This is a genomic window from Paraburkholderia sp. 22099 (assembly GCF_052045835.1).
Classification (GTDB): domain Bacteria; phylum Pseudomonadota; class Gammaproteobacteria; order Burkholderiales; family Burkholderiaceae; genus Paraburkholderia; species Paraburkholderia terricola.
Window position 1 is genome coordinate 91234 of sequence record NZ_JBQEPU010000024.1, and the last position, 12136, is coordinate 103369.

Consider the following 12136-nt stretch of genomic DNA (forward strand, 5'->3'; position numbering starts at 1 on the left):
TTCTAAGCGGTTCGCATGGGGGCTTCGCAAACACGCGTGTGGCGTTGCAGCGGGCCATTAGGTTGAAGGCACTTTGTTTTTTGGCCGACAGTCTGTTTGATCATATCGAACAAAGCGTGCTTGTGCAAAGCAGCAATTTACGTGCGGCGACCCGCAAATTGCCATTAAATCATGCTACTGGCGATGTTGCCGCGCCGCTATCGGGGCTTGCCGCAGACTTAAGTTCCTCCCCACCTGTGCCGTTATGGGACGGTTGCCCGGTGGCCCGCGCCATCTCCTGTTCGTGCTTCGTCAGGTTCAGGCCGGTATGCACCAGCGCCACGTGGGAAAACGCCTGCGGGAAGTTGCCCACCAGCCGCCCAGCGATCGGATCATACTCTTCCGCCAGCAAGCCGACGTCGTTGCACAGCCCGAGCAGTCTTTCGTACATCGCGACCGCTTCAGTCATGCGGCCTTGCAACGCGAGATTGTCCACCATCCAGAACGAGCAAGCGAGAAACGTGCCTTCGCCGGGCGGCAGGCCGTCGTCGTATTCGGTGGTGCGGTAGCGCATCACGAAGCCGTCGCGCATCAGGTCCCGCTCGATCGCCGCCACCGTGCCCTTGACGCGCGGGTCGTGCGGCGGCAGGAAGCCGAGCAGCGGCAGCAGCAGCACGCTCGCATCGAGCTGATCGCTGCCGTAGTACTGGGAAAACGCGTTGAGCGCGGGATTCCACGCCTTTTCGCAAACTTGCGCGTGGATTTTGGCGCGGGTGGCGCGCCATTCGTCGAGCGGGCCGTCGAGCTTGAACATTTCAGCCGACTGGATCGCGCGGTCGAAAGCGACCCACGCCATCACCTTCGAGAAAGTGAAATGCTGACGGCCGCCGCGCGTTTCCCAGATACCCTCGTCCGGCTCTTCCCAGATGGTCTCCAGGTGGCGCAGCAACGCGCGCTGCACGTTCCACGCGGTGTCGTCCGCCTGCAGGCCGCCAACGCGCGCCAGATGCAGCGCGTTCATCACTTCGCCGTAGACGTCGAGCTGGCGCTGGCCGACCGCGTTGTTGCCGATCCGCACCGGCTTCGCACCCTGATAGCCGGGGAGCCAGTCGATCTCGAACTCGGGCAGGCGCCGTTCGCCGGCGAGCCCGTACATGATCTGCAACTGGTCCGGCGCGCCCGCCATCACGCGGCCGAGCCAGCTGCGCCACGCGCGTGCTTCGTCGTAATAGCCGCCGCGCATCATGGCGAGCAGCGTGATGGTCGCGTCGCGCAGCCAGCAATAGCGGTAGTCCCAGTTGCGCGTGCCGCCGAGCTGTTCCGGCAGCGAGGTCGTGGGTGCCGCGACGATGCCGCCGGTCGGTTCGTATGCCAACGCTTTCAGCGTGATCAGCGAACGGCGGATCGGCTCGGCCCATCGACCTTCGATGGTGCAGCGCGCCGACCATTCGAGCCAGTGATTCTCGGTGCGCGCGAGCGACGAATGCGGATCGCGGGCCGGCGGAATCCGCAGATGCGACGCCGCATACGCGAGCGAAAACGGCACGCGCTCGCCTTCGCTCACCGTGAATTCGGCGAGCGTTTTCATGTTCTCGCCGCGCAGGTCCGCCGACGTGCGCAGCACGGCGGTATCGGGACCGACGATCGCCTTGATGCCGTTGTCGCATTTCAGGCGGTCGACCCATGGAATCGAAAAGCCGTAGTCGAAGCGCAGCACCAGTTCCATCTTCATACGGACCGTGCCGCGTTTGCCGACCACGATGCGCACCATTTCCGACCAGCCGTTGCCGGGCGGCATGAAGTCGATCAGCGTGACCGCGCCCTCGGGCGTTTCGAAATCCGTCTCGAGGACCAGGGTCTCGCCGCGATAGCGGCGCGTGACCGTGAACGGCGTGTCGGAAGCGGGGCAGATCTGCCAGCGGCCGTTGTCGGGCGTGCCGAGCAAGGCGGCGAAGCAGGCGCCCGAATCGAAGCGCGGCCAGCAGAGCCAGTCGACGGAACCTTCGCGGGAGACGAGCGCGGCGGTATGGCCGTCGCCGATGAGCGCATAGTCTTCGATGGGTGCGGGCATGGAGGGCGTGTCCGTAATGCGCGCGCGACGGGCGCGTCGCTTGGGTTCGTTGTCAGTCATTGTGGTGTGGGACCCGAGTCATGCGCGTTGGGTTCAGCACGCAATGCGGCAAAACGCGGCTTGGTAAACTGTCAAATCCCTGCCTACAATCTGATTTCAAACCGGTGCGCGGGGGCTTGTCAAAGCGCTCGTCGTCCTGGCTCATGGAGCGTGCAACACTGTTTCCGGGGACCAAAGCTATGCTGAATCCGTCGAAATCCGATTGCATCACAATTCTCTCGGCCGCCAGCGAACTTGCCGACGATTCCATGTTGCCGCTCGATCCCAGCCGTCTCGGTTTGAGCCGCAACGGCATGCTGACCGCCGCCGCCTTTCTGACCGAGCGGGCCTGCTTCCGGCGCTATCAGGAAGGTGACGGTCATTATGCCGTCGGCGCGCTGTCGTTGCAGGGTCGCTTGCGGCTCGAACAACTGTGCAACGGCTAAGTATCGGTTGAGATCGGGCTGAACCCGTGCTGGCTCACCCGATGAGCGGGCGGCGCTCAGCGCACGCTCGCGCGGGCGAGACGCGCCGGTCCGGCCGCACCCGCCGCCACGCCGCCTCGCCTTGTTGCCTGGTTTCCTCTTCAGTTTTGCCGTTCTCGTCCGCTTTCACCAACTCGCGCCAAGCCTCGCCGCCGCGCGTGCGCTTGCGCGCGTCAGCCATGCCACTCGGACGCTAAACCGGCCGGCGCCGCCGCCCGGTTTAGCGCCTCTTGCCGCGTTGCCTTGAACAACTGAACGCGGTGACCGTCCGCCGCCGCTCAGAAGTGCGACGCCCCCACGCCGAAGATTCCAATGATCCCGATGATGATCAGATAAAGCGCGACGATGTAGTTCAAGAGCCGCGGCATGACGAGAATCAAAATACCGGCGATCAGCGAAACGAGCGGGCCGAGGCTGAGTGTGACGTTCATGAAGACTCCCTGGTGTGAACGCGTGATGGTGTGAACGCGTGAAAGGCGATTGGAAAAAACACCCCGCGAGGCGGGACAATTGCTGCACATGCAACCAAGTACCGTGCAGCCGCTTAGCGATAGCCGGATTCGCTGCATGATCCGGCGCAACGCTTTTATACTTGCCTCGATAAAAACAACGCTCGACTGTACGCGCGGCAGACCATGGACACCATTACAACCGAATAACCCATGTTGAGGAGGTCTCATATGCTTCGTCGTCACCGGGCCGCGGCGCCCGCCGTCGCCGGTCCCCGCCCGCCTCGTGCTGCTGAATCCGCGTCTCGCCTGTCCGCCCGCTCGATCATAAAAGGTTTCGTGCTCATGGTCTCGATCGCCGCTTCGCATGCGTTTGCACAAGAGTCCGGCGCGGCTCCCGCGGACGGCGTCTACAACATGCTGATCGGCACCTATACCGGCGGCAAGAGCGAGGGCTTGTACGTCTACCGCTTCGACACGAAGACGGGCGAGGCGACCCGCGTGTCGGTCGCGCAGACGGTCAACCCCTCTTACCTGGTGGTGAGCCGCGATCGCCGCTTCGTCTACGCGGTCAACGAATTGCCTGGCGACAACGGCCCCGCCACGCAGCGCGGCGGCATCAGCGCGTTTCGCTTCGACGCCGCGAGCGGTCAGCTCACGTTCCTCAACAAGGTCTCGGCGGACGGCAACGACCCGTGTTATCTGAGCCTGTCGCCGGACGGCAAGTACTTGCTGAGCGCGAACTACTCGGTAGCGGCCGACCCCGGCGGCAGTTTCGCGGTGTTCCCTGTACAGGCCGACGGCCAGGTCGGCGCGTCGGTGCTCACGGTGCACCACGAGGGCAGCGGTCCGGTGAAGGGACGCCAGGACAACTCGCATGTGCACTCCACCGTGTTCTCGCCGGACGGCCGCTATCTGCTCGCTCAGGACCTGGGCGCGGACAAGCTCTACTCGTACCGCTACACGCCCGACGGCAGCCGCGGCCTGCTCGGCCCGACCGACTGGCGCTACACCCAGGCGAAGGCGGGCACGGGTCCGCGTCATCTAGTGTTCGGCGCGGACGGCAAGCAAGCGTATCTGACGAGCGAACTGAACGCCACGGTCAGCGTCTTCAATCATGACGACGGCAAGCTCACGCAAGTGCAGACGCTTTCGCTGACCGAGCCGGGCTTCAAGGGCGCGGTGGGCGCCGCGGCGATCCACCTCTCGCCGGACGGGCGCTTTCTGTACGCCACGAATCGCGGCGACGCGAACGAGATCGTGATCTTCTCGGTCGATCCCGCCAACGGTCATCTGAAGAAGGTCGGACATCAATCGAGTCTCGGCAAGTCGCCGCGCGAGTTCGCGATCGACCCGACCGGCAAGTGGCTGATCGTCGGCAATCAGAACAGCGACACCGTGTACGTGTTCAGGCGCAATCAGCAGAGCGGTTTGCTCGAAGCGAATCCGAAGCGCTTCGACGTCGGCTCGCCGGTGGACTTCAAGCTGGTTTCGCCGTCGTGAGTGTTGATGACGCGTGTGTCTGGAACACGCGTCGAATGAACAACGGGCCGCTTTGCAAGCGGCCCGTTGTTCTAGCGGCGAAGGTGACGGCTAACCGTCGCCGGTCACGATCGCCCGCCTCGCGGGATCATTCCGCCGGCCCCGGCGCGAGCACCTCGCGGCTGCCGTTGATGCCCATCGCCGACACCAGCCCCGCGGTTTCCATCTGCTCGACGAGACGCGCCGCTCGGTTATAGCCGATGCGCAACTGCCGCTGCACCGACGAGATCGACGCGCGCCGCGTGCGCACCACGAAAGCGACGGCTTCGTCGTAGAGCGGATCGGCTTCCGCATCCGGCGAATCGCCGAACAGGTCCTGCGCCGCGCCGCCTTCGGTGGCCGGGCCGTCGAGAATGCCTTCCTCGTATTGCGGCTCGCCGAACTGCTTCAGATACTCGACGATCCGATGCACTTCCTCGTCGGCGACGAACGCGCCATGCACGCGCTGCGGGTAGCCGGTGCCCGGCGGCAGGAACAGCATGTCGCCCTGGCCGAGCAGCGATTCCGCGCCCATCTGATCGAGAATCGTGCGCGAGTCGATCTTCGACGACACCTGGAACGCCACGCGCGTCGGAATGTTCGCCTTGATGAGCCCGGTGATCACATCCACCGAGGGCCGCTGCGTCGCCAGAATCAGGTGGATGCCGGCGGCGCGCGCCTTCTGCGCGAGCCGCGCGATCAGCTCTTCGATCTTCTTGCCGGCGACCATCATCAGGTCGGCCAGTTCGTCGATCACCACCACGATCAGCGGCAGCGGCGCGAGCGGCTCGGGCGCTTCCGGCGTCAGCGAGAACGGGTTGCCGAGCTTCTTGCCTTTCGCTTCCGTATCGCGGATTTTCTGATTGAAACCGGGCAGATTGCGCACGCCGACCGCCGACATCAACCGGTAGCGCTTTTCCATTTCGCCCACACACCAGTTCAGCGCGTTGGCCGCGAGCTTCATATCGGTGACGACCGGCGCGAGCAGATGCGGAATGCCTTCATACACCGAGAGTTCGAGCATCTTCGGATCGATCATGATGAGGCGCACTTCCTCGGGCGTCGCCTTGTAGAGCAGCGAGCAGATCATCGCGTTGATCGCCACCGACTTGCCCGAACCCGTGGTGCCCGCGACGAGCATGTGCGGCGCCTTCGCCAGATCGGCGACCACCGGATGGCCGGTGATGTCCTTGCCCATCGCCAGCGTCAACTGCGAATGCGAGTTCTGATAGACGCTGGCTTCGAGAATTTCCGACAGGCGGATCGTTTGACGCTTGGCGTTCGGCAGTTCGAGGCCCATGCAGGTCTTGCCGGGAATCGTCTCGACCACGCGGATCGAGGTGAGGCCGAGGCCGCGCGACAGGTCCTTCATGAGCCCGACGATCTGGCTGCCGCGCACGCCGAGCGCCGGTTCGACCTCGAAGCGCGTGATGACCGGACCGGCCGAATGGCCGACCACGGTGACCGGCACCTTGAATTCCTGTAGCCGCTGCTCGATCAGCAGGCCGGTTTCGATGAGCTTTTCCTCGGAGACGGGTTCGACGTCGGTATCCGCGCGCGCGAGCAGATCGAGCGTCGGCAACTCGACCATCGACGCCGCGGGCGCGCGGAATTCGAAGCCGTTGGCCGGGACGTGGCCGCGCAGCGGAACGCGCGGGATGGTGACCTCGGCGGGTTCCGCGGGTTCGGCCGTTTCCGTGGATGGCTCGGCTGCGAGGTGGGCTCGTGATGGCAGGGTCGGGGTTTCTGGTGCTTCATGCTGGGCAGGCGTCTCACGCACGCTAAATGCACTCGAAGCGGCCAATGCTGCCGGCGCTGCCGTGACAGCCGGAGTTGCCGAAGCGGCCAGCGCGTCAACCGGCTCAACGGCGGGTTCGTCTTCCATTGTCGCGGACGCCGACGGCTCCGCCCGAACAGCGAAGCCGGGGAAGCGAACCACGTTTGACGGCTGCGACGCGACGCTCTCCGGCTGGCGCGCGGCGGCAAGAATCGCTCCGTTGCGGGCTGCTCCATCGGGGAGGGCAGGAGAGTCGGCTGGTTGCGTCCCGGCCGTGGCGGTTCCTGCCGAATCGCCGACGGCGAGAGCATCTGGCGTCGAAGTCTGCGAAAGGGCTGAGGATGGACCGAACGGCCGTGTCGCGTCGACTGCGACTTGCGGTGTTGGGGCGTCCAAAGGCACAGCCGGCGCAGCGAATTGCCGCGCGCCTTCCCGATGCAATTCGCTGAGGTTCTCTTCATCCGCCGTCGCCGTGGCGGCGGCAGCAAGCTTCGGCGCTGTGACTTGCGAAGGGTTTGCCGGTTGGTCGACGGGCTGCGCCGGTTCGGCGTGCGGATTCGAATGGCTGCCGGCGGTAGCGGCAATTGGCGTCGAGTCGTTCTCGAACGTTGCCGCGTCGGTTGACGCGCCGCTCGCGTGCGACTGCGCTGCGAAGACCTGGAACGGCGTAGGCGTGATGGTCCGCGCCGCTTGCTGCGATGTTTGCACCGATGCGTGCGCGGCGATGGGTTCGCTCGACAGCGGCGGCCGAATCGCCGGCGCTTCGATCGGCCATTGCACGACCGGCTCGTGGCTCGTCGCGGACGACGCCTCGGCCCCGGCTTCGGCTCGCGGCGTGGCGGCCGGCTCTGGCATCGACGGATAGTCCGGGGCGGCGTCGTCGGCCAGGTTCAGCGAAGTTGCGTGCGCGCGGGGCGCCGATGCCGGACTTGTGGCGACCTCACCGTCAAGCGGCGAGCCCACGCTCGATTGCCCGGCTTCTTCAATAGACGGCACGGCGTTCGCCGAAGCCGTCGCAGTTTTCGCGCTGTCGGCACCGCTGTTGCGCGCGAGGCTCACGCCGGCGATGTCCGTCCAGCGCGCGGCGTTTTCCGCGATGCTGCGCAGCGTTTCCTGGACGCTGGCGGGCGGCGTGACCTTCTGCGCTGTCGGCATCGGCCGCGTGTAGCTGGGCGCCGTCGAGGCCGAGCGATGCGTGGCCGGCGTCGACGCGCTGTCGTTTGCGCGCTCGCCAGGCGGGAACGGTTGCCTGGAGATAGTCGAGCGGTTTGTTGGAGCGTCGGCGCTTGTGGCGCCCTGCGTCGCCGACTGATGGCCAACGCGGGTGGCGGAATGGGCGATCGAATTCCCAGCCAGGTTCGCAGCCGTGCCCGTTGCCGCCTGCGCCGTCTTAGCTAGCGCGGCGGCAGCGACTGATGAACCCGCCAAGCCCGCTGCCACACCGGCTAGTCCCGTGCCCGCACCCGGCGATCCCGCTGGCCGTTGCTCGTCGGCCAGGCGGCGGCCAGGCTGTGATGCGCTGTCGCGAGCCGCCGAGCCAGCCGAGCCAGCCGAGTTAGTCGAGCCAGCCGAGCCAGCCGAGCCAGCCGAGCCAGTCGAGTTAGCCGAGCTAAGCGAGCCAGCCGACCCATTGACGCCAAGTGAGCTACTTTGGCCAACCGACCCAACTCCCCCCGCCGCAGCCCCGACCGCGCGCGACGTCTGCTCGCGCAACCATCCAGCCGGCGCGACAGGTTCCGTCGGCATCCATGCAGCCTTGTCCGCGTTTAGCGGTTGCGTCTGCGTCTGCACATGCCGCGGCGGCGTGGCGGTGCCCGTGCGCAAGACCGGCTCGGCTTGCCTACCTGCGCGCGTGCTCGTGCTCGCACCCGCGCGCCAATTCGCACCGGCGCCACGCGTCGCCGCATCCTTGCCCGCCGCCGAGCCGGGCGATGCGATCGCGCCAGCCGAGCCAGGCCCCGCGCCGCGTCCGCTCGCCGGCGGCCGCCACACCGTCGGGCGCGCATAACGTCCATTGCTTTTGGGCGCCATCGTATTGGTGGCCGGCGAGACATGCGACGTCAAACCATCGTCGACGACGCTGCGATGCCGGCGCGCCTCCTCGTCGCGTTTGGCGAGGCCGCGCGACAGGCCGAGGCCGAATGCGCCGTCGGCCCACACCGCCACGTCGCGCCAGCGGAAATCGATCAGCCAGGGCAGGCTGATCGCGAGCAGCGCAAGCGCCGCGAGCGGCGTGCCGATCTGCCCGAGCAGACGGCCGATGCCCGCCGCCAGCGCATGGCCGAAGCCATTCATGCCGGTCGCGGCGATCAGCGAGGCCTCCAGCGTGCAGCTCGCCACGATCACGCAGACGAAGCCGAGCCACAGGCGGATCGTGCCGGGGCCGCGCAAACCCGCGCCGCCCGGCAGCATCGACTTCACGAGCCGCCACAAAAGAGGAATGAACCAGACGGCCGACCCGCCGAACCAGCCGAAAACTACCGTGTGCATGCTAGACATCAACGAATGACGGACGCGCGAAAACGCAATCCGTCGAGTTTAAACCGGCGAAGCACGATGCTTCGAAGGCAGACGCAACTATGTTTGCGTCCAGTGGGAAAGCGGGCCGCCGAGCGGCCCGCCGTCGGTGAAAAATAACGGCTGCCGCGGCAGCCCGCGCGACTTTGGCGGACCGCTCCGATTACAGCCTTGCCGGCGCGGTCCCATGCGCTTAACAGTTTGACCATCGAGCCACCCTGGCAGCCATCTGCCGGACCACCGCGCTTCGCGCGCGGCCGGTCATTTGGCTGCGCGCTCGAACGTCAGCGTGTCGCCGTTGTCGAGCACGAGTTGCATCTGCTGCGGCGCGCGCATTTGAACGCCAGTGCGCTCGATGTGCGTGAGCGCGTTCAGATACGCGCTTTCGATCTGGCCGCCCGGCGTCGCGCATGCCATGCGCGTGCCGCCCAGCGTGCCGAAGCTCAGCTTGCCATCCTTCAGCGCATACGAGCCCATGTAGCGGTTGCAGCCGGAAAAGCCGCTGACGTGGCGCTGACCGGTGGCGGTCGAGAGCGCGAGCGTGATCGGCCCGCCCCGATCCGCGGACGGCACCGCGCGCGCCGTGCCGTCGGCCTGTTTCCAGCCGGCTAGCACCCAGCTCGTGTCGTCGAGTAGCTGCGTGGCGGCGGGGTTGAACGGATCGGGCGCCGGCGCTTCCGAGTCGGGGTGTTTCGGGATCGCACAGGCGCTCAATAGCGCGGCGACGCTCAACGCGGCGATGGCGGTGCGCGCATACGGCGCGAAGCGCGCGGCACGTCGCGCGGAGGAGCTTTGGAGCATGGCGTCGTTCCTCTTCAAACTGGCGAAGGCGTAAGGGTAACGCACTCGGCTCGCCGCGCGCGAGCGCGCCGGCGTGCGCAATGCTGATCGAGCGCATCCGATGCGTTTGCTCGACCCCTGCGCGAACGAACGCGCGGGCGAGCCGCGTGTGTTCGGGCGTTCGGGGCGGGGTCGCGCATGGGGGTGTGCATCGGGGTGCGCATCGGGGTGTGCATCGGGGTGCGCATGTTAACATCGTGTTCTCCCCATTCCCACCCTCATCCGACTTTTATCTGGAGACCCCATGCAGATCGGCCAACGGATCGGCACGCCCCTTTCTGGTTCCGCCACGCGCGTGATGCTGCTCGGCGCCGGCGAGCTCGGCAAGGAAGTGATCATCGCGCTGCAACGGCTGGGCGTCGAGGTGATCGCCGTCGACCGTTATCCGAATGCGCCGGGTCACCAGGTCGCGCACCGCTCGCACGTGATCGACATGACCGATCGCGCCGCGCTGCGCGCGCTGGTCGAGCAGGAGCGCCCGCACCTGATCGTCCCCGAGATCGAGGCGATCGCCACCGACGCGCTCGCCGCGATCGAAGCCGACGGTCTCGCCGAAGTGATCCCGACCGCGCGCGCCACGCAGCTCACGATGAACCGCGAAGGCATCCGCCGTCTCGCCGCCGAGGAACTCGGCCTGCCGACCTCGCCCTACGCATTCGCCGATTCGCTCGACGAACTGCGCGCGGGCATCGCCAAGGTCGGCTATCCGTGCGTGGTAAAGCCGGTGATGTCGTCGTCGGGCAAGGGGCAGTCGGTGCTGAGAAGCGACGCCGACGTCGAACCCGCATGGCAATACGCGCTGGCGGGCGGCCGCGTGAATCATGGCCGCGTGATCGTCGAGGGCTTCATCGACTTCGACTATGAAATCACGCAACTCACTGTGCGCGCGATCGATCCGGCGAGCGGCGAAGTCAGCACGTATTTCTGCGACCCGATCGGCCACGTGCAGGTCGCGGGCGATTACGTCGAATCGTGGCAGCCGCAGCCGATGAGCGCGCTCGCGCTCGAACGTTCGCGCGAAGTGGCGCACAAGGTGACGGCCGCGTTGGGCGGGCGGGGCCTGTTCGGCGTGGAACTTTTCGTGCGCGGCGACGACGTATGGTTCTCGGAAGTGAGCCCGCGTCCGCACGACACGGGGCTCGTCACGCTGTGCTCGCAGCGCTTCTCGGAGTTCGAGCTGCACGCGCGTGCGATCCTCGGTTTGCCGGTGGATACGTCGCTGCGGGCGCCGGGTGCGTCGGCGGTGATTTACGGCGGTCTCGACGAAGCGGGCATCGCCTTCGAAGGCGTCGCCGCGGCGTTGGCCGTGCCGAATGCCGATCTGCGGCTCTTCGGCAAGCCGGAGAGCTTCGTCAAGCGCCGCATGGGCGTGGCGCTCGCCACCGGCGAGAACACGGACGAAGCGCGCTCGCGCGCGAAGCAGGCCGCGGCGGCGGTGCGGCCGGTGTCGGCGAAGTAGGCCGCGGCGTGCATGCCGTCATGGCCGGCTCGCCGCGCAACCTGAATCATTGCAGCCCAGCGCAGTTCATGGAGCAGAGGCAAGTATGACCCCGGAATCCCGCATTCCCCGCATTCCCCGCATTCCCCGCATTCCCCGCATTCCCCGCATTCCGGGTAACGACGCACGACGCGGCATCGTCGGCCGGGTCGGCGCATTCGGCGTGCTGCTCGCGTTGTCCTTCGGCATGACGGGGTGCGGTCTCGCGGCTGCGCCGTGCCGCGTGGCATCGGCCGGCTTGAAGATCGTGCCGCTCGTCGGGCATGTCGCCGCGGTGCCGACCGACGCGTGCGCCGAGGTGATCGATCCATAAGCGGTTCATTGGCAATCGTCAGGCCCGCGCCTCGCGCCGCGACAGACGGCGTGCCGCCTGGCACGATAAGCAAAAAACCAATCGAGGTACCCAATGAAGAAATGGCTGGTTGCGGTAAGCACGGCAGCGGTTCTCGCGGCGCTGTGCGGCAATGCATGGGCGGCGCCGTTGCCTCTCGCCGAGACTCGGACCAAGAACCGACAGACGCATAAATACACCTGCGCCACCGGCAAGATTCTGCAAGTCACGTACTGGAACACGGCGAACGGCCAGAGTTTCGCGCTGGTCCCCGTGAAGGGCCAGCAACTGCTTTTCGTCAACACGTTATCGGCTTCCGGCGCGAAGTATCAGGCCGGCAGCTACACCTGGTGGACCAAGGGTCCGCGCGCGGACCTGTACGACGCGATGGACGGCGAGAACGCGCCGCCCATGATCTCCGACTGCATCACCATCAATCGCTGACCCGATGCGGCGGCCGCGCTCGAACCGCACCGCCGCCTGCCTTGCCTGCCCCTGTCTTGTGGCGCTGTGTACAGACCGGGGACATAGCTGACAGGTGTGCGAGGACATGGTTGACACTTCCGGGTACGAAAACGCCCGGTCCCGACCATGCCCTGGAACGCAAGAGACACCATGAGCCTCAGACA

9 protein-coding genes are annotated in these 12136 nt (G+C 66.4%); 5 read left to right on the top strand and 4 right to left on the bottom strand.

From position 1 onward, the window contains the following. Positions 1-169: 169 nt before the first annotated feature. Positions 170-2050, bottom strand: a complete 1881-nt coding sequence (locus ACTJLC_RS22330) for a glycoside hydrolase family 15 protein (RefSeq protein ID WP_073429586.1) — start codon at positions 2048-2050, stop codon at positions 170-172. A 239-nt stretch (positions 2051-2289) separates the two neighbouring features. Between ACTJLC_RS22330 and ACTJLC_RS22335 the strand changes: the two genes are divergently transcribed. Then, complete coding sequence (locus ACTJLC_RS22335; protein WP_073429500.1) at positions 2290-2535, top strand: hypothetical protein; 246 nt, start codon at positions 2290-2292, stop codon at positions 2533-2535. Positions 2536-2852: 317 nt separating this feature from the next. Here ACTJLC_RS22335 and ACTJLC_RS22340 read toward each other — a convergent pair whose 3' ends face one another. After that, complete coding sequence (locus ACTJLC_RS22340) at positions 2853-3005, bottom strand: DUF3096 domain-containing protein (RefSeq protein WP_073429502.1); 153 nt, start codon at positions 3003-3005, stop codon at positions 2853-2855. Between the two features lie 249 nt (positions 3006-3254). Between ACTJLC_RS22340 and ACTJLC_RS22345 the strand changes: the two genes are divergently transcribed. After that, positions 3255-4526, top strand: coding sequence for a lactonase family protein (locus tag ACTJLC_RS22345; protein ID WP_073429503.1), 1272 nt, complete (start codon positions 3255-3257; stop codon positions 4524-4526). A gap of 127 nt (positions 4527-4653) precedes the next feature. On the opposite strand, the gene ACTJLC_RS22350 is transcribed toward ACTJLC_RS22345, so the two are convergent. Beyond that, entirely contained in the window at positions 4654-8811 is a 4158-nt protein-coding gene (locus ACTJLC_RS22350; RefSeq protein WP_073429504.1) for an FtsK/SpoIIIE family DNA translocase, read from the bottom strand. Between the two features lie 288 nt (positions 8812-9099). Continuing rightward, positions 9100-9639, bottom strand: a complete 540-nt coding sequence (locus ACTJLC_RS22355) for an META domain-containing protein (RefSeq protein ID WP_073429587.1) — start codon at positions 9637-9639, stop codon at positions 9100-9102. A 283-nt stretch (positions 9640-9922) separates the two neighbouring features. Between ACTJLC_RS22355 and purT the strand changes: the two genes are divergently transcribed. The 3 genes from purT (at position 9923) to ACTJLC_RS22370 (ending at position 11951) form a co-directional block, all read left to right on the top strand. Beyond that, entirely contained in the window at positions 9923-11137 is a 1215-nt protein-coding gene (gene purT, locus ACTJLC_RS22360) for a formate-dependent phosphoribosylglycinamide formyltransferase (protein WP_310131917.1), read from the top strand. A gap of 175 nt (positions 11138-11312) precedes the next feature. Next, positions 11313-11489, top strand: a complete 177-nt coding sequence (locus ACTJLC_RS22365) for a DUF6726 family protein (protein ID WP_374709816.1) — start codon at positions 11313-11315, stop codon at positions 11487-11489. 93 nt (positions 11490-11582) lie between these two features. Further along, the gene (locus ACTJLC_RS22370; protein ID WP_073429506.1) at positions 11583-11951 is read left to right on the top strand and encodes an MliC family protein; all 369 of its coding nucleotides are present in this window, start codon (positions 11583-11585) and stop codon (positions 11949-11951) included. Positions 11952-12136 lie beyond the last annotated feature (185 nt).

Excerpts from the sequence above, each read along its gene's own strand:
- ACTJLC_RS22330 (WP_073429586.1), bottom strand. The coding sequence starts at position 2,050 with ATGCCCGCACCCATCGAAGACTATGCGCTCATCGGCGACGGCCATACC.
- purT (WP_310131917.1), top strand. The coding sequence starts at position 9,923 with ATGCAGATCGGCCAACGGATCGGCACGCCCCTTTCTGGTTCCGCCACG.
- ACTJLC_RS22370 (WP_073429506.1), top strand. The coding sequence starts at position 11,583 with ATGAAGAAATGGCTGGTTGCGGTAAGCACGGCAGCGGTTCTCGCGGCG.
- ACTJLC_RS22345 (WP_073429503.1), top strand. The coding sequence starts at position 3,255 with ATGCTTCGTCGTCACCGGGCCGCGGCGCCCGCCGTCGCCGGTCCCCGC.
- ACTJLC_RS22335 (WP_073429500.1), top strand. The coding sequence starts at position 2,290 with ATGCTGAATCCGTCGAAATCCGATTGCATCACAATTCTCTCGGCCGCC.
- ACTJLC_RS22355 (WP_073429587.1), bottom strand. The coding sequence starts at position 9,639 with ATGCTCCAAAGCTCCTCCGCGCGACGTGCCGCGCGCTTCGCGCCGTAT.
- ACTJLC_RS22340 (WP_073429502.1), bottom strand. The coding sequence starts at position 3,005 with ATGAACGTCACACTCAGCCTCGGCCCGCTCGTTTCGCTGATCGCCGGT.
- ACTJLC_RS22350 (WP_073429504.1), bottom strand. The coding sequence starts at position 8,811 with ATGCACACGGTAGTTTTCGGCTGGTTCGGCGGGTCGGCCGTCTGGTTC.